At 64.1% G+C, this 16,821-nt stretch carries 14 protein-coding genes; 7 read left to right on the forward strand and 7 right to left on the reverse strand.

Features of this window, described 5'->3' with window-relative positions; genetic code table 11:
* Positions 1 to 130 precede the first annotated feature (130 nt).
* From AC0L2F_RS24295 to AC0L2F_RS24305, 3 genes are all read left to right on the forward strand, one after another.
* The gene (locus AC0L2F_RS24295; protein ID WP_473250116.1) at positions 131 to 3,775 is read left to right on the forward strand and encodes an AsmA family protein; all 3,645 of its coding nucleotides are present in this window, start codon (positions 131 to 133) and stop codon (positions 3,773 to 3,775) included.
* 325 nt (positions 3,776 to 4,100) lie between these two features.
* Positions 4,101 to 5,219: a DUF2336 domain-containing protein gene (locus tag AC0L2F_RS24300; protein WP_007613391.1), complete on the forward strand. Its 1,119-nt coding sequence runs from the start codon at positions 4,101 to 4,103 to the stop codon at positions 5,217 to 5,219.
* A gap of 58 nt (positions 5,220 to 5,277) precedes the next feature.
* Positions 5,278 to 5,520, forward strand: coding sequence for a hypothetical protein (locus AC0L2F_RS24305; RefSeq protein ID WP_027519553.1), 243 nt, complete (start codon positions 5,278 to 5,280; stop codon positions 5,518 to 5,520).
* Positions 5,521 to 5,564: 44 nt separating this feature from the next.
* Here AC0L2F_RS24305 and AC0L2F_RS24310 read toward each other — a convergent pair whose 3' ends face one another.
* Positions 5,565 to 6,464, reverse strand: a complete 900-nt coding sequence (locus tag AC0L2F_RS24310; RefSeq protein ID WP_473250117.1) for a LysR family transcriptional regulator — start codon at positions 6,462 to 6,464, stop codon at positions 5,565 to 5,567.
* Positions 6,465 to 6,762: 298 nt separating this feature from the next.
* Between AC0L2F_RS24310 and AC0L2F_RS24315 the strand changes: the two genes are divergently transcribed.
* Both AC0L2F_RS24315 and AC0L2F_RS24320 read left to right on the forward strand, forming a co-directional pair.
* On the forward strand, positions 6,763 to 7,158 hold the full coding sequence (locus AC0L2F_RS24315) for a (R)-mandelonitrile lyase (RefSeq protein WP_198287912.1): 396 nt from the start codon (positions 6,763 to 6,765) through the stop codon (positions 7,156 to 7,158).
* 61 nt (positions 7,159 to 7,219) lie between these two features.
* Entirely contained in the window at positions 7,220 to 8,401 is a 1,182-nt protein-coding gene (locus AC0L2F_RS24320) for an MFS transporter (RefSeq protein ID WP_473250118.1), read from the forward strand.
* Here AC0L2F_RS24320 and AC0L2F_RS24325 read toward each other — a convergent pair.
* Complete coding sequence (locus tag AC0L2F_RS24325) at positions 8,383 to 8,880, reverse strand: GNAT family N-acetyltransferase (protein WP_473250119.1); 498 nt, start codon at positions 8,878 to 8,880, stop codon at positions 8,383 to 8,385. The genes AC0L2F_RS24320 and AC0L2F_RS24325 overlap by 19 nt on opposite strands.
* Positions 8,881 to 9,027: 147 nt before the next feature.
* On the opposite strand from AC0L2F_RS24325, the gene AC0L2F_RS24330 reads away from it, so the two are divergent.
* Positions 9,028 to 10,194 carry a GAF domain-containing sensor histidine kinase gene (locus tag AC0L2F_RS24330; RefSeq protein ID WP_473250120.1) on the forward strand — a complete coding sequence of 389 codons (1,167 nt, stop codon included), beginning with the start codon at positions 9,028 to 9,030 and terminating at the stop codon, positions 10,192 to 10,194.
* Between the two features lie 281 nt (positions 10,195 to 10,475).
* Positions 10,476 to 12,137, forward strand: coding sequence for a hypothetical protein (locus AC0L2F_RS24335; RefSeq protein ID WP_007613375.1), 1,662 nt, complete (start codon positions 10,476 to 10,478; stop codon positions 12,135 to 12,137).
* 169 nt (positions 12,138 to 12,306) lie between these two features.
* Here AC0L2F_RS24335 and feoB read toward each other — a convergent pair whose 3' ends face one another.
* The 5 genes from feoB to fumC all read right to left on the reverse strand — a co-directional run bounded on the left by feoB (position 12,307) and on the right by fumC (position 16,805).
* Positions 12,307 to 14,178, reverse strand: a complete 1,872-nt coding sequence (gene feoB / locus AC0L2F_RS24340) for a ferrous iron transporter B (protein WP_473250121.1) — start codon at positions 14,176 to 14,178, stop codon at positions 12,307 to 12,309.
* Between the two features lie 20 nt (positions 14,179 to 14,198).
* Entirely contained in the window at positions 14,199 to 14,474 is a 276-nt protein-coding gene (locus AC0L2F_RS24345; protein WP_007600961.1) for a FeoA family protein, read from the reverse strand.
* Positions 14,475 to 14,604: 130 nt separating this feature from the next.
* Complete coding sequence (locus tag AC0L2F_RS24350) at positions 14,605 to 14,856, reverse strand: ribbon-helix-helix domain-containing protein (RefSeq protein WP_007613372.1); 252 nt, start codon at positions 14,854 to 14,856, stop codon at positions 14,605 to 14,607.
* Entirely contained in the window at positions 14,853 to 15,041 is a 189-nt protein-coding gene (locus AC0L2F_RS24355) for a DUF4169 family protein (protein ID WP_473250122.1), read from the reverse strand. The genes AC0L2F_RS24350 and AC0L2F_RS24355 overlap by 4 nt, the downstream gene beginning before the upstream one ends.
* Before the next feature lie 276 nt (positions 15,042 to 15,317).
* Positions 15,318 to 16,805 (reverse strand): class II fumarate hydratase, encoded by a 1,488-nt coding sequence (gene fumC, locus AC0L2F_RS24360; RefSeq protein ID WP_473250123.1) that lies wholly within the window; start codon positions 16,803 to 16,805, stop codon positions 15,318 to 15,320.
* Between the last annotated feature and the right edge of the window lie 16 nt (positions 16,806 to 16,821).

Below are 16,821 nucleotides of genomic sequence, written 5' to 3' on the forward strand. Positions count from 1 at the left end.
GCGTTAACCTCCGCGCGCAACAGTCGCTGTGACTTCGCCACACTTCCCCCTATATAAGGGGCTGTTCCGGTACGTCTGAGGCCCTGCGGCTCAGGCAAGGCCCGCATCCGGTTTGGCCGAGGGGAGACCCGTGCAGACGACGCTGCTCGGATTGGCGATTGCCTTTATCTTAGCGCTGCTGGCCGCTCTGATCGGACCGTACTTCGTCGACTGGAACCAGTTCAGGCCCCAGTTTGAAGCGGAGGCCGGCAGGATCATCGGCGTGCCGGTGCGGGTCGCGGGCGAGCTCGACGCGCGGCTGTTGCCGGCGCCGACGCTGCGGCTGCGCGCGGTCACGTTTGGCGGCAACAACGATCTCGGCCGCCTGCGCGCCGACAAGCTCGACGTCGAGTTCAGCCTGAGCTCGCTGATGCGCGGCGAATGGCGCGCCACCGAGCTTTCGGTCAATGGCATGGCGGTCGATCTCGGCCTCGACGCGCGCGGGCGGGTCGATCTGCCGTCTACCGCGAGCGGCAGCTTCAATCTGGCATCGCTGGCGATCGAACGGCTGAACCTCACCGGCCGCATCGCCCTGCATGATGCCGCCAGCCGTTCGACACTGGAGCTCAACGACATCGCCTTCTCCGGCGACGTGCGCTCGCTGGCCGGCTCGGTCCGGGGCGACGGCAGTTTCACCGCCACTGGCGTCCGCTATCCGTTCCGCGTCTCCTCCGGCCCGAGCGCCGACGGCAACGCCACCCGCCTCCACCTCAACATCGATCCCGGCGAGCGCGCGATCCTGGCCGATCTCGAAGGCGTGCTTGCCTTCGACAACCGCCTGCCGAAATTCGAAGGCGCGCTGACGCTCGCGGTGCCGGCGCCGAAGAAGCCGGGCGAGGCGGGGCCGATGCCCTGGAAGCTCACCACGAAACTGAAGGCCGATCCGGCCGGCGCCAAGTTCGAGCAGGTCGACGCCAGCTTCGGGCCCGAAGACTCCGCGCTGAAGCTCGGCGGCGTCGGCGATATCAGGTTCGGCGCTTCGCCGCTGCTGCGTGCGGTGCTGTCGGCGCGCCAGGTCGATGCCGACAAGCTGACGGCCAAGAACGATGCCGAGCCGCAGCGCATCCTGCCGGCGCTTCGTGCGGGCCTCGCCGCAATCCCGCAGGCGCCGATCCCGGCGCAGATCGAGTTCAACTCCGACCAGATCATGCTCGGCGCACGGCCGCTCCAGAACATCACGGCCGAGCTTGCGACCGACGGACGATCCTGGACCTTCCAGCGGCTCGAGCTGCGCGCGCCAGGCCAGACGCAGCTCTCGCTCAACGGCGCGACGCCCGGCGCCGACAGCTTCAGCGGCCGTCTCAGCGTCGATTCCTCCGATCCCGATACGCTGGTGGCCTGGCTCCAGGGCCGCAGCGAGGTCAACCGCCGCAGCACGCGGCCGCTGCGCCTTGCCGGCGACGTGACCATCGCCGCCAACCATTTCGCCATCGACAGGCTGAAGGCCGAGATCGAGGGCGGCGCGGTCGAAGGCCGCATCGCTTTCGTCCAGACCGGCGCGAGCAAGGGCTCGCGGATCGACGCGGAGCTTAGGGCTGACCGCCTCGACCTCGATGCCGCCGCAAGTTTTGCGCGCGCGCTTTCGGGGCCGCAGGGCGAATGGCCGGAGGAAGCGAAGCTTTCGCTCGATATCGGCCGCGCGATCTCGGCGGGCCAGGAGCTGCGGCCGTTCACCGCGAAACTCGGCTACGGCCCGGCATCGCTCTCGCTGGAGCAGTTGCGGTTCGGCCAGGCCAGCGGCGTGACCACGGAAGCGAGCGGCAGCTTCGACCGCGCCAAGGCCATTGGCAAGCTCGCGCTGAAATCCTCCGCCAATTCGCTGCGCGATCTCACCGCACTGCTCGAGCCGTTTGCGCCATCGGTACGCGCGCGCTTCGATACCATCCCGTCGCTGCCAGGTGCGACCCGCCTCAAGCTCGATCTCAGCCTCGACAAGAACGCCGACCATGCCGATCGCAACGACGCGCGCGCCGTATTCGAGCTCGACGCCCCGCAGCTCAAGGCCAGCGCGACGCTGGCCGCGCAGACGCCGGTGGCCGCGGTCAACGGCATCGACATCGACCGCTTGCGCAACAGCGACTTCACGCTGGATTCGAAAGTCTCGACACCGCAGGCCAGTTCACTGCTGGCGTTGCTCGGGCTCGATCGCGTGGTGGCCGCAGGCGAGGGCGCTTCGCAGTTCGAAGGCCATTTGAGCGGCGCGTGGCGCCATCCGCTGCAATTGAATGCAAAGCTCAGCGGCGGCGGATTGGACGCGGACGCACAAGGCAACGTCGAATTGTCGGAGCCGAAAGGCAGCGTGAATTTGCGCGTGCGCCATGCCAATCTGGCCCCGCTGTTCGGGACCAGCCCGGCCGATAAATCCGTGCAGAGCGTCAATCTGTCCTCGCGCGTCGGCCTCTCCGGCAACCGCCTGACCTTCAACGATCTTGACAGCACCGTGGCCGGCTCGCATTTGCGCGGCCATCTGGCGGTGACGCTCGATCAGGAGAAAGCCGTCGACGGCGAAGTCGGCCTCGATACGCTCGACCTCGTGCCGGCGCTCGCGATGGCTATCGGCGCGGCCGGACACGATGCCAATGAGTCGCTGAGTGCCGGCCTTCTCGGCGGCTGGCGCGGCCGCGTCGCCTTCCAGGCATTGCACGGCACCTTGCCCGGCGGCATCGAGCTGCGCCCCTTCGGCGGTACGCTCCGCAGCGACGGTCAGTCGCTCGCGCTCGACGCAATGAAGGGCGGCCTCGGCGGCGGCGAGATGTCGGCGAGCCTCGATGCGCGCAATGGCGCCAATGGTCTGACGTTGAACGCGCGTATCGAGCTCGGAAATGTCGACGCGGCGGCGCTGCGCTACCGCGACCTTGCGCTGCCGAAGGGACGCGCCTCGGCGCAGATGGCACTGACCAGCCAGGGCCGCAGCGTTGCTGCACTCACCGGCGCGCTCGCCGGCAACGGCACGGTGACGCTCGAATCCGCTGAAATCTCCGGCCTCAATCCGCGCGCCTTCGAGATCGCCATCCGCGCCAGCGACGGCGGACAGGTTGCCGACGACAACCGGCTGCGGCAGCTGGTCGAGCCCGCGCTGTCGGCGGGTCCGATTGCAGTGGCCTCGGCGCAGATCCCGTTCACGATCCGCGATGGGCGCCTGCGCGTCGGCGCAACGTCGTTGGAGGCGAAGAACGCGCGCGCCATCGTCTCCGGCGGCTACGACATCCCCGCCGACCAGGCCGACATCCGCGCCAGCCTGACGCCGATCATGACCGGACTCTCCGGCGCGCCGCCGGAGATCCAGCTATTCGCGGCCGGTCCCCCCGACAGGCTCAACCGCACCGTCGATCTCGGACCGCTGTCGTCGTGGCTCGCGGTGCGCACGATCGATCGCGAGACGCGCCGCCTGGACGCCATCGAGCGCGGCGAGCCGCCGCCGGCGACCGCCGCGCTGCCGACCCTGGTGTCGCCCGACCCGGCGCCGGAGCCGTCGCTGCAGGATGTGCCGATGCCCGGCCGCGATCCGCGCCGTGCGCCGCCGCCGAAGCCCAAGGCCGATATCAGGGTCGCGCCGACACCCAAGGCGCCGCAGGCCGCTCCCGCGGCCCCAAGCCCTCCACTGACAAGCCCGCCGCTTGCAAGCACGCAGATCGCGCCGCTGCCCCCGCCGATCGACGTCAGGCCGGCCCCGGGCCCGCCGCCCGCAAAGCCCAAGCCAAAGCCGCCGCTGGTGCTGACGCCGTCGAATCCGTAGGCGATAGTCCGTCATGCCCGGGCTTGTCCCGGGCATCCACGTTCTTCGTCCTAAGCGGTGAGACGTGGATGGCCGGGACATGCCCGGCCATGACGCCGTAGAGGCATCAGTGCCCCAACCCTCTCCCGCAAGCGGGAGAGGGGGCCCAGCTTGCTCGTGACGACCGGTAAACTCATTCCCTCGCATTTTAACGAATTTTGCTCGGCAAAACTGATCTGCCGACTTTACCGGATTCTCGCGTTTGTTCCCTAGTCTCTGGGCCCAGAGGAACTCGGCGTCCTGCCGGCACACGCAGGATGGCTAGCCAAGAACTGGGGTCATCGGGATGAACGGCGCGACAACACTTCTGCAGGATCTGGACGACGCGATCGCACGCGGCACCGACGAAAGCCGGACCAAGGCGTTGTGGCACGCGACCGACATTCTGATCACCGGCCGCTACAGCGACGACGAGATCAGCACGTTCGGCGAGGTCATCGGCCGGCTCGCCGACGAGATCGAAGTTGCCGCGCGGGTGCAACTCTCCGAGGTGATGGCAGCCTGCGATCACGCTCCGCTCAATGTCATTGCGCAACTCGCGAGCGCCGACGAGATCGAGGTCGCCGGTCCCGTGCTGCGCGACTCCAATCGTCTCGACGAGAAGCTGCTGGTCGAGAGCGCCATGACCAAGAGTCAGTTGCATCTGCTCGCGATCGCCCAGCGCAAGTCGATCGGCGAGGCCGTCACCGACGTGCTGGTCAAGCGCGGCGACCAGGAGGTCGTGACGTCGGTTGCCCGGAACGAGGGCGCGCGCTTCTCCGGCTCGGGCCTGCTCCACATGGTTCGCCGTGCCGAGGGTGACTCGATTCTTGCCGAGCAGCTTGGGCTGCGCAAGGACGTGCCGCGCCACATCTTCCAGCAGCTGATCTCGAAGGCGTCGGAGGACGTCCGCCGCCGGCTCGAGCACGAGCGCCCCGAGATGATGGCGCAGATCCAGAGCTCGGTCAGCGACGTCACCGGCGACCTGCACTCCAAGTTCGGCCCGTCCTCGCGCAGCTATTTCGTCGCCAAGCGCGTGGTGACGACGCAGTACCGGCAGGGCAACCTCAACCAGGACTCGATCTCGAACTATGCGCGCCAGCACCGGTTCGACGAGGTGCAGATCGGCCTGTCGCTGTTGTCGTCGCTGCCGGTCGACGTGATCGAGCGTGCGATGATGGATCGCAATCGCGAGATGATCCTGGTGCTGTGCAAGGCGCTCGATTTCTCCTGGGACACCACGATGTCGCTGCTGTTCCTCGGCGCCAAGGATCATCTGATCACGGCGCGCGAGCTCCACGACAACGAACGCGATTTCGGCAAGCTCAAGATCGAGACGTCGCGCAGCGTCTTGAAGTTCTACCAGTCGCGCAAGACCGGCTCCGATCCCGTCACGGGTCGTCAGCCCGAGCTGCAGGTGCACTGAGCGGTACACCGAACAGGTACACCGAGCATCATCCGGGAATTGGCAGGGAGTATTTGCAATGTTGCCTCAATTCGGCACCGCCGTTCGCAAGAAGAACCTCAACAAGGCCGCAGCCGGCGAGATCGGCGGCGGAGCAGCGGACCAGGCCTCGGTCGATGCCGCCTGGCTCGTGCTGGAAGCCGCCAACGACCTCGGTGACCACGCTGCGATCGAAGCCTGCCGCCGCGTCATCGACGCCGAGCTGAACGGCACCGTAGCCGGCAGCGCCGATGTCGATCTCGTGCTGGGGTATTTCAGGTAGCAATCGTGCCCGCCGGAGAATTGTCCGGCGCCATGAGGGGCAATCTACTTGCCGCGATATCGAAGAGCCTCGACGAGCAGCGAGAATGCCGGTGAAGGTTGGCGCCGACTGGGATAGTAAAGGTGATAACCCGAGAACGGCGGACACCAGTCCGACAGCACCCTGATCAGCCGGCCCTGTGAGATGTATGGCTGCACGTGCCCCTCGGTGAGGTAGGCAAGTCCGAAACCTTTGAGCGCGCCCTCCAGCAGAAGCCCTGCGCTGTTGAACACAAGCTGCCCTTCCACGCGCACGTTGAGCTCCCGCCCGTTCTTCTCGAACTCCCACGCGTACAGGCTGCCGCCGTGGGTCGGAAGACGCAGGTTGAGACAATTGTGGCCGGTTAGATCCTGCGGCGTCCTTGGCCGCTTGCGTTCGGCGAAGTAGGACGGCGACCCCACGACGGCCATTCGCAGATCAGGGCTGACGCGCACAGCGATCATGTCCTTGGCGACGAGCTCGCCCGGACGAATGCCCGCATCGACCTGCTGCGCCACGATGTTGGTGAGCCCGTAATCGATGATCACCTCGACGTGGATGTCTGCATATTGGGGAAGAATCTTCCCCAGTGCCGGCAGCAGGATTTCGGCGGCGGCATACTCCGTTGCCGTTAAACGCACGGTTCCAGCGGGCTTTTCCCGAAGCTCACTCAGTGCAGCGAGATCAGCATCCATCTCGGTGAATTTGGGCCCGACGCTCAGGAACAGCCGTTCTCCGGCTTGAGTTGGCGTGACGCTTCGGGTCGTTCGATTGAGAAGACGGACGCCGAGCCGTTCCTCCAATTTTCGGATGATCTGGCTCAGCGCCGATTGCGTCATACCAAGCTTGGCTGCGGCACGTGTGAAGTTGCGCTCCCTCGCCACAGCGAGGAAGGCCAGGATATCGCTGGCGTCGTCCCGGTTCATTGATAAGCCTGTCTTATGACTGCATTCAGATTTTATCACCTAATCGGGCGGAGGCGGAAGCCTTAGTTGCCCATCAGCATCGGGCGGCGGCCTGTGGCGGGACAAAAAGCGGCTGCAGTGGAAAGAACAACAATGCCCTCGTCGAGAAGCCCTCTCTCGATCGGCGATGAGCGGAGGCATGCGGTGACGACCCGCAGAGGCGTCCTCATTGGGGGGGAGCGCAATCGCCATCGCCATCATCGAAGTTCAAAGGGCGCCGGCGCTCGCGTCCGAAGCACTGAAGGAGACTGCAATGGACATCGACATCAAGAGAAACGGGTCCCGTCCTTCCCAGAAGGGGCCCGAAGACTGGTTCACCGGGACGGTGCGTATCGACCCACTGTTCGCGGCTCCCGAGCCGGCACGCGTCAGCGGCGCTCAGGTCACTTTTGAACCCGGCGCACGCACGGCTTGGCACACGCATCCGCTCGGGCAGACGCTGATCGTCACGGCAGGGCTCGGCTGGGCGCAGCGGGACGGCGGGCCCGTCCAGGAAATCCGGCCCGGCGATGTCATCTGGTTTCCTCCGGGGTTGAAGCACTGGCACGGCGCGTCGGCCACCACAGCCATGACGCACATCGCCATCCAGGAATCGCAGGACGGACGAGCGGTCGACTGGATGGAGAAGGTCGGCGACGAGCAGTACCGAATGTGAAGACGCTTCATGCGCCGTATCGAACCCAGGCGAGCGCGCCCAGCCGATCGGAAGAGGTTTCATGAGCGTACAATTCGCAGCAAGAAATGAGACGATGTCGCGCGGTCCGGCCTGGAGTGCGGTCTTTGCGCTGACCCTATGCGTCGGGACATTGATTGCGTCCGAGTTCATGCCGGTCAGCCTGCTGACACCCATCGGGACCGATCTCCAGATGACCGAAGGGCAGGCGGGCCAGGCCATCGCGGTCTCCGGGCTCTTTGCCGTCTTCACGAGCCTTGCGATAGCCTCGGTGACAAGGGGCATCGATCGACGCAGCCTTCTGCTGGGCCTCACCTCGCTGATGATCGTCTCGGGGCTGATGGTGGCGCTGGCGCCGAACGCGCTGGTGTTTATGGTAGGGCGCGCGCTGATCGGGGTCGTCATCGGCGGGTTCTGGTCGATGTCGGCGGCTACGGTCATGCGTCTAGTGCCTGAACAGCAGGTCGCGCCTGCCCTCAGCCTGCTCAACGGGGGCAATGCGCTGGCGACCACCATCGCCGCGCCGCTCGGGAGCTACCTCGGTCAGTTCATCGGCTGGCGTGGCGCCTTCTTCTGTGTCGTCCCGCTCGCGATCGTCACTCTGGTCTGGCAATACGCCACATTGCGCTCGATGCCTTCCGAGCGCGGTGCCGCGTGGAACGCACTCGGATTGCTTCGCCGGCGGGCGGTTAGCATTGGGATGCTTTCGGTCGCTCTCCTGTTCATGGGCCAGTTCGCGCTTTTCACCTATTTGCGCCCATTTCTGGAGACCGTGACGCGCGTAGACGTCTCGACCCTCTCGGCCATCCTGCTCGTGGTCGGCGTCGCGGGCCTGCTCGGGACCTACCTCATCAGCTTCCTTCTGAGAGGGGGCCTGTACGGTCTTCTGATTGGGATGCCGCTTGCGATGGCCGCCCTTGCCCTTGGCTTGATCGCGTTCGGAGGCTCAACCGTTGTTGTCACTGTGCTGCTGGCCGGTTGGGGCCTCATCGGCACCGCCGCACCAGTCGCTTGGTGGACCTGGATGAGCAAGACGCTGCCTGAGGATGCGGAGGCGGGCGGCGGATTGATAGTCGCGGTGATCCAATTGGCGATAACGGCGGGCGCCTCGCTTGGAGGGGTCTTGTATGACAGCAGTGGATACCGGAGCGCCTTCATTGCCGCCGCCGTCGTGCTCTGCGGCTCCGGGCTTCTCGCTTTTGGTGGCTATCGCCGAATTCGGTAGATCACGACGTCTTCGCCGTGACGGATCGTGCTTTTCTCAAGGAGATAGTTGGACTTCTCCAGAACGCGACGCGATGCGCCATTGCCGACATAGACCAGGCCGATGAGGGACGGCAGCTGGTGGTGCAACAGTCCGATATCCGTCAGTGCGGTCGCGGTCTCGCTTGCAAGGCCACGGCCCCAGACTTCGCGCTTGAACGCGTAGGCAATCTCGATCTCGTCGGTATCGTCCACCAGGATGTGCCGGATGCCCGCTCGCCCGGCGAATGCCCCGCATTTCGTTCGCAGCACCCACAGTCCGAAGCCATGCTGGTCCCAATGCGCCATGTTGGTGTCGAGATAGGTCTTCGTCCTCTCCGCCGGGCGCACGCCGCCGAGATATCGGGACACCTCGGCATCGAGATGCAATGCGACGAGGTCTGCGAGGTGATCCTCACGAAGCCTCTCGGCGGTGAGTCTAACCGTGCTGAAATGTTCCATTGGGAACAGATAGCCGCTTTCAAGGCGAGGCGTCGAGCAACATTGACGCGGAATAACTTGGCTGGCAGTGCTTTTCACCGTTGCGAGGACGCGCTTTGGTTGGGGTGACGGTCTTCCCCGGGGCGAATGTTCCGATGCGGAGTGGCAATGGATTTCGAGCGCGACATAGCCAGGGTCAGCGGAATCGCTGCGGTCTCGACTATCCTGGACGTGGTCAGCCGGACCACCGGCATGGGGTTTACGGCCGTTGCCCGCGTCACCGAGGACAGGTGGATCACCTGTGCCTCGCGTGACGAACTTGCGTTCGGGCTGAAACCCGGTGACGAGCTCAAGGTCGAGACCACGATCTGCCACGAGATCCGGCAGAGCCGTGAGGCGGTTGTCATCGAGAACGTCAGCGAAGACGCCGGCTTCAGCACGCATCACACGCCTGCGCAATATGGCTTCCAGAGCTACATCTCCGTGCCGATCATTCTTCCCGACGGATCATTTTTCGGAACTCTTTGCGCGATCGATCCGAAGCCGCGCAAGCTTCGGACCCCCGAGATCATCGGCATGTTCAAGCTTTTTGCTGAGCTGATCGCGTCTCACCTCGATGCGGCCGAACGCGTCGAGCTGATCGCGAACAGGCTCGCGCTGGAACAACGCAATGCCGAACTGCGCGAGCAGTTCATCGCGGTGCTTGGACACGACCTCAGAAACCCTCTTGCCTCGATCCAGGGCGGCCTGCGGCTTCTGAACAACAAGGTCGATGACGAGGGGAAGAGCTGGATCAACCTGCTGCAGGGAAGCGTGGCCCGGATGGCGGGCTTGATCGACAATGTCATGGACTTCGCCCGCGCGCGGCTCGGCGCCGGGATGCAGCTCAAGCTGAGAGAACAGGCCCTCGAGCCTGTTATCAAGCAGATCGTCGCGGAGTTCGAGAACGTGCATCCGGATCGCGTCATCGAAACTGTCGTCAACGTTCCGGGACCCGTGAGAATCGACGCCGACCGCATAGGTCAGATGCTGTCCAATCTTCTCGGCAACGCGATTTCCTATGGCGCCGCCGACAAGCCGATCAGGGTGCTGGCGCAGACGACCGAAGCCGGCTTCGACATCAGCGTTGTCAACAAAGGCGCGCCAATTCCGGCTGATGCGATCCCGCGCCTTTTCACTGCGTTCGATCGCGGCGACGTTCTGCCGAACCAGAAAGGGCTTGGGCTCGGACTGTACATTGCCCAAGAGATCGTGCGCGCCCATGGCGGGTTGATCGTCGCGTCGTCGATGCTGGATGAGACGGTGTTCACCGCGTCGTTCCCGGCGAGCGGCTGAGAAGGCGTGCTACGCCGGCCTAGCTTGCCGTCACGAAGCGTCGCGCCAATTCCCCGACAATACCATCGTGCGCCTGTTTTGCCCGACGGCGCAACCGGCGCCTTGTTGAGATGCCGGGTCTTGCGGACAAGGCATTGGGCCTCTTCCGAGGGAGCTGCACGAAAACTTCCAGAGGGTGTGAATTGGTTCACACACACGTGGTCGCTCCGGATTTACGGTACAGCCTAATTCCGCGTAGAGCGGCCCGTTCGAACTATCTCGCTCAAGAGGGAGTTCAGGCTATGGCTAGCATCGTGTTGGGAATTGTCATTTCCATTTTGCTGTCGACACAAGCCTCCGCAGATCAGGTCGGCGACGCCGCGTCCGACCTGGTTCCTTCGCTGGTGCGCTGGTCCATCACGTTGTTGGGCCTTGTCGTGGCAGGCCGGTTAGCCTGGCAGGCTTTTGGCCGCGCGGTCAACATTGCCGAAGTCCCGACTTTCCCGCGATACATGACGACCCGGCAGCAGTATCGATTGGGCGGGTTCATCTTTGTCGTATTCTCATGCGGCTTCTTCCTTCTTCTCATCCATGAGAACCGCGACGTCATTGCCCTGGCGCCGCTGGTTCCTGCAATCCCGGAGACGGTCATAGAGGCTGCGAAAAGTCAGTCTGCTCCGTACCTGACCGTCGTCGCAGCAATGGGGGCCGTGTATCTGTTCCTCCTGACGAAGGAGGCTCAGTGGAACGTCCTGCTGATGGTGCGCGATGTGATCCAGAGCTGGATCAGCGTGCCTCAGCTCGCGAAGCAGATCATGGCGCAAATCCGCTTTTCGCTGCGTGTGCCGCAGGATGTGCTCTCGAAAGTCATCGCGAATTCTCCGGATGTCGTCGATCAGGACTTCCGCAAGGACCCGAACACCCCGGATCGCATGTGGGCGGAAATCTGTTACATGAAATGGTGGCTGGCGCAGGGACGCGACACCGGAGATGACGCCACCTTCTTCACCGAGGACAGCTTTGGTTTCGACAAGCTGATGGCAGACTTCCAGCAGGCGGCGCCGACGATGAGCCAGTGGAAGGCTGGGACGTTGACGGGCCTTGCTGCGCCCCCGGCCACGCAATTGATCAAGGACCTCTACAATCGATTTGCCCGGCTTGTCGCGTGTTACCTGATCTATCGCAACGGCTCTCGCATCGACCTGCGCAACGAGGCCAGCAAATTCGGCATCGAAATCGATGCGCCCATTCACGACAATCCGCTACGGTACTGGATCGTCTATATCATTGCCTTGATCTGCTCCGTTTATCTGGGAGTGACCATTTCGGCCGTAATTTATGACGTGCTGCAAGGCAGAGGCGTTGTCTGGGCGCAGGACCCCAATCGCTCGATTGCATGGGTCATGTATTCGCTTTGCAATTATGGATTGGCAATCGTCGTAGTTCTCTTGCTTCGATTTGCGATGTCGTCTCTGGGAAGCAATTCAGATCAGTCCCACCTCACCACTTATTGCTGGAGCTTCCTGGTCGCGCTCGCCGTAGGGCCCGCTGGCCTGACGGTGGCCGTGCATAATTTTGGCGAGGGCAATTTGCGGGAAATGTCTCTTGCCAGCCTTTACTTTGCGATGTTGCGGTGGGGCCTCGGGCCGGCGCTCGTGACAGTCTATATTTCGTACTATCTCGACAGGCAGAGCTGCTCCGATCTGCCGGACATCGACAATTCGATGCGAACGGTCGCGTGGCGACTGTTCAATTGCTTCGGCTTTGCGGCAACCAACGTGTTCTTGCTTCTGCCCCAACTGCTGTCGCTGGTGGCACAGGAGGGGGCAATCTGGGACACCAATAAGCTGCGCTTCATTGCGGCTGGGACGACGTTCTGTCTGGCACTCGGCCTCGCATTGGCCGCACAGTTCGCGCTCAAGAAGGAGCGGATTGGAACGGTGCTGGCGCATAGACCGGCTTGACGCCAGATATGGTCGGTCATGGCGATGATGGCATCATGCTCCTGTTTTGCCCGACGGAGCAACTGGCGCGGCCCTGCGGCCGGATGATTTTCGCCTACGCGTAAGTCATTGATTTTACAACACCCGTCTACTGTGCATGGGGTTGTTTTCGTAGTTTTTGTTTTGGGACCTACCCCGCCCCGAACGCGACCGCGACATTGTAGGTCAGAAGGCTCGCGGCATAGGCCAGCACCAGCATGTAGAAGAAGGTGACGGCCATCCAGGTCCAGCTTCCGGTCTCGCGCCGGATCACGGCGAGCGTGGATGCGCATTGCGGGGCGAAGATGTACCAGGCCAGCATCGACAGCGCGGTCGCGAGCGACCATTTCGTCGCCAGCACCTGGCCGATCTGCTCGGCCGCTTCCTTGCCGCCTTCGATCGCATAGACGGTGCCGAGTGCTGCGACAGCTACCTCGCGCGCCGCCATGCCCGGGATCAGCGCGACCGCGATCTGCCAGTTGAAGCCGACCGGCGCCAGCAGCGGCTCGAGCGCCTTGCCGATGATCGCGGCCAGGCTGAAGTCGATCGCCGGTTCGGTGGCGCCCGCGGGCGGCTGCGGGAACGAGGCCAGGAACCAGATCAGCACCATCATCGAGAAGATCGTGGTGCCGGCGCGGTGCAGGAACATCTTGGCCCGCGTGTAGACGCCGATCGCGATCGATTTCAGCCGCGGCATCTTGTAGTCCGGCAGCTCCAGCATGAACGGCGCCGGCGCATAGTCGCGCAGCATGAAGAATTTGATGAGGAACGAGACGGCAAGCGCGCTGATGATGCCCGCAGCGTAGAGGCCGAACATCACGAGGCCCTGGAGGTTGATGAAGCCCCAGACGTCTTTTGCCGGAATGAAGGCGGAGATGATCAGCGTGTAGACGGGGATGCGGGCCGAGCAGGTCATCAGCGGCGCGATCAGGATCGTGGTCAACCGGTCGCGCTTGTTGTCGATCACGCGGGTCGCCAAGATGCCGGGGATGGCGCAGGCGAAGCTCGACAGCAGCGGAATGAAAGCGCGGCCGTGCAGGCCGGCGCCGCCCATGATGCGGTCCATCAGGAACGCGGCGCGCGCCATGTAGCCGAAATCTTCCAGCAGCAGGATGAACAGGAAGATGATGATGATCTGCGGCAGGAACACGATGACGCTGCCGACGCCTGAGATCACGCCGTTCTGCAGGAAGCTTTGCAGCAGGCCGGCGGGCAGGGTGGCGTGCACGAACTCGCCGAGCGAATCGAAGCCGGAATTGAGCAGCTCCATCAGCGGCTGCGCCCAGGCGAACACCGCCTGGAACATCACGAACAGGATAGCCGCGAGCACGAGCAGCCCGCCGACGGGATGCAGCACGACCGCGTCGATCCGCGCGGTCCAGGTGTCGGGCCTGCTGGGCAGGCTGACGCAGTCGGCGATGATGCGGTCCGCTTCGCGCTGGGTGGCGCGCAGGTCGGCCACGCTGAGCGCCCGCCAATTGTTCTCTCCCGGCTCGGCGGCGAGCTTCGCCGAAATCTCGTCGGTCAGCGACAGCAGGTCGGCCGTGCCGCCCTTGCGCACCGCGATCGAAGTGACCACGGGCACGCCGAGCTCCTTGGCGAGCCGCTCGACGTCGACAGTGATGCCGCGGCGGGTCGCGATGTCGAACATGTTGAGCACGAGGATCATCGGCCGGCCGGTGCGCTTGAGCTCCAGCAGCAGGCGGATGGTCAGGCGCAGATTGGTCGAATCCGCCACGCACAGCACGAGGTCGGGCAGGGTCTCGCCGGTGGCCTTGCCGAGCACGAAGTCGCGAGTGATCTCCTCGTCCGGGCTGCGGCCGCGCAGCGAATAGGTGCCGGGCAGGTCGACCACGGAGACCTGACGTCCTAACGGCGTGACGAAGAAGCCTTCCTTGCGCTCGACGGTGACGCCGGGATAGTTCGCGACCTTCTGCCGGCTGCCGGTCAGCGCATTGAACAGCGAGGTCTTGCCGCTGTTTGGCGTGCCGACCAGGGCGAGGTGGAGTAGGGGCAATTCCATGGAACTGGGGTCCGGTCGCTTCAGGCGACGATAATGGCCATGGCTTCGCGACGGCGGACCGCGATGGTGATGCTGTCGACCCGCACGGCGATCGGGTCGCGCCCGACCAGCCCCTCGTGCAGGACCTCGACCCGGGCACCCTCGACGAAGCCGAGCTCGATCAGCCGGCTCTCGAGTTCGATGTCCGAGAGCGCCGAGCCTGCGTCCTTGGGGGAAAGGTGCTGGATGACGCCGGTATAGCCGCGCTGGGCCAGGCCCAGCGGCATCTGCGGACGCGTATCATGGATGTCGGTCATGCCCTGTATTTTCAACGCAGGGCATCGAGGTCAAGCGCGCTCGGTCGCTGAAACTGCACCTTAGAGTGATTTTAAAGTACCAGCTTCGTGACGGAGGCGATTGGCGCCAGGATCGGCGTCAAAGCGACTGCTAGGCCGGGACCTTTTCCGCCTGGATGGCGGCCATGGCGCGGCTCTTGAAGTAGTCGAGCACGAACAGGCGGATCGCCGAGGACAGATTGCCCTGCTGGCGGTTGCCGTCGATCTCGCCGACCAGCTCGGACAGCGTCATGTTGCGCAGGCCCGAGATCTCCTTCATGCCGTTCCAGAACGCCTCTTCCAGGCTGACGCTGGTCTTGTGACCGGCGACGACGATCGACCGTTTCACGACGGGCGACTTCATGGCTGCTCCTCGCGATCGATCTGGTGCTGGTCCAGGTGCGCCTTCGCCTGGTCCGCGCGCGTCTCCTCCGCCGACCGCTCCGCCCTCGTGCGGCCGAACTTCGTTCGGTTGGCGTCCGCCTGCTTCGCCGTGGCTTCCCGCTCGGCGCGCTTCCGGAAACGATTCAGGTTGATGACGTTCGCCATGTCGCGTCTCCATCATCCGATCCTCCGTGGGCAGGATGAAACATTCAGAAACTGTGCGCCGCACTGCGCCCGATGAGACTTGATCGCCATTCGCTTGTCCTCGTCAATCGACCCTTGGGCCATCAAACGATGAATTCCGCCCCATGGGGACGGAGGGGCTGCGTAACACGCAATCCCGCCGCGACATTGACGGTAATCAAATCCCGTCCTTTAAGCCCTACATTTAATGGAGCTAGGGGCTCCGTATCATTACGGATGGCTATCGGAATTCGGAATTTATCCCGGGCTGGTCATCTTCTCGGGGCGCACCAGGCGGTCGAACTCCTCCGCCGAGACGAAGCCGAGCCGCAGCGCCTCTTCCTTCAGGGTGGTGCCGTTGGCATGCGCCGTCTTGGCCACCTTGGCCGCGTTGTCGTAGCCGATCTTGGGGGCGAGCGCCGTCACCAGCATCAGCGAACGCTGCATCAGTTCCTTGATGCGCTTCTCGTCGGCACGGATGCCGCTGACGCAATGCTCGGTGAAGGAGCGCGCGGCGTCCGCCATCAGCCGGATCGAGTGCAGCATGTTGTAGGCCAGCACGGGCTTGTAGACGTTGAGCTCGAAATGGCCCTGGCTGCCGGCGACCGTGATCGCGGTGTGATTGCCGAACACTTGGCAGCACACCATCGTCGTCGCCTCGCACTGCGTCGGATTGACCTTGCCCGGCATGATCGAGGAGCCCGGCTCGTTCTCCGGCAGCATCAGTTCGCCGAGGCCCGACCGCGGACCCGATCCGAGCAGGCGGATGTCATTGGCGATCTTGAACAGGCCTGTCGCGACCGAATTGATGGCACCGTGCGCCAATACATAGGCGTCGTTCGAGGCCAGCGCCTCGAATTTGTTGGCGGCGCTGGTGAAGGGCAGCTTCGTAATCCCGGCAACGTGCTTTGCGAACAGTTTTGCAAAGCGCGGCTTCGAATTGAGGCCGGTGCCGACGGCGGTGCCGCCTTGCGCCAGCGGATAGAGTTCCTTCACCGCGACCCTGAGCCGGGCGATGCCGCTCTCGACCTGTGCGGCATAGCCGGAAAATTCCTGGCCGAGCGTCAGCGGCGTCGCGTCCTGGGTGTGGGTGCGGCCGATCTTGACGATCTTTGCGAACTCCTTCTCCTTCTTGCGCAGCGCGCGCAGCAATTCGCCGAGGGCAGGGACGAGATCGGCGGTGATGCGGCTTGCCGCCGCGATATGCATCGCGGTCGGGAACGAGTCGTTCGACGACTGGCTCATGTTGACATGATCGTTGGGATGCACCGGTTTCTTGGCACCGAGCTCGCCGCCCAGGAGCTCATTGGCGCGGTTGGCGATGACCTCGTTGAGATTCATGTTGCTCTGCGTGCCCGAGCCGGTCTGCCACACCACCAGCGGAAAATGATCGTCCAGCTTGCCCTCGATCACCTCGCGCGCGGCGCGGATGATGGCGTTGGCGCGGCGCTGGTCGAGCAGGCCGAGCTCCTGGTTCGATTGCGCCGCGGCGAGCTTGACGATGCCGAGCGCATGCACGAGCGAGATCGGCATGCGATCGATGCCGATGCGAAAATTCTGCCGCGAGCGTTCGGTCTGCGCCCCCCAATAGCGATCGGCGAGGACCTCGATCGGGCCGAAGCTGTCGGTCTCGGTGCGGGTCGCCGGGCGTGAGGAACGGTCGGTCTTCGAGCGGGCAGCCTTCGAGCGGGCAGCCTTCGAGCGGGAAATCTTCGAGAGGGAGGTTTTGGCCATGAGCACATCCATTCCGCCGCGCGAAATA

Source organism: Bradyrhizobium sp. Ken64 (assembly GCF_055807555.1).

Excerpts from the sequence above, each read along its gene's own strand:
- fumC (WP_473250123.1), bottom strand. The coding sequence starts at position 16,805 with ATGGATGTGCTCATGGCCAAAACCTCCCTCTCGAAGATTTCCCGCTCG.
- AC0L2F_RS24325 (WP_473250119.1), bottom strand. The coding sequence starts at position 8,880 with ATGGAACATTTCAGCACGGTTAGACTCACCGCCGAGAGGCTTCGTGAG.
- AC0L2F_RS24335 (WP_007613375.1), top strand. The coding sequence starts at position 10,476 with ATGGCTAGCATCGTGTTGGGAATTGTCATTTCCATTTTGCTGTCGACA.
- AC0L2F_RS24300 (WP_007613391.1), top strand. The coding sequence starts at position 4,101 with ATGAACGGCGCGACAACACTTCTGCAGGATCTGGACGACGCGATCGCA.
- AC0L2F_RS24310 (WP_473250117.1), bottom strand. The coding sequence starts at position 6,464 with ATGAACCGGGACGACGCCAGCGATATCCTGGCCTTCCTCGCTGTGGCG.
- AC0L2F_RS24345 (WP_007600961.1), bottom strand. The coding sequence starts at position 14,474 with ATGACCGACATCCATGATACGCGTCCGCAGATGCCGCTGGGCCTGGCC.
- AC0L2F_RS24305 (WP_027519553.1), top strand. The coding sequence starts at position 5,278 with ATGTTGCCTCAATTCGGCACCGCCGTTCGCAAGAAGAACCTCAACAAG.
- AC0L2F_RS24350 (WP_007613372.1), bottom strand. The coding sequence starts at position 14,856 with ATGAAGTCGCCCGTCGTGAAACGGTCGATCGTCGTCGCCGGTCACAAG.
- feoB (WP_473250121.1), bottom strand. The coding sequence starts at position 14,178 with ATGGAATTGCCCCTACTCCACCTCGCCCTGGTCGGCACGCCAAACAGC.
- AC0L2F_RS24355 (WP_473250122.1), bottom strand. The coding sequence starts at position 15,041 with ATGGCGAACGTCATCAACCTGAATCGTTTCCGGAAGCGCGCCGAGCGG.
- AC0L2F_RS24330 (WP_473250120.1), top strand. The coding sequence starts at position 9,028 with ATGGATTTCGAGCGCGACATAGCCAGGGTCAGCGGAATCGCTGCGGTC.
- AC0L2F_RS24320 (WP_473250118.1), top strand. The coding sequence starts at position 7,220 with ATGAGCGTACAATTCGCAGCAAGAAATGAGACGATGTCGCGCGGTCCG.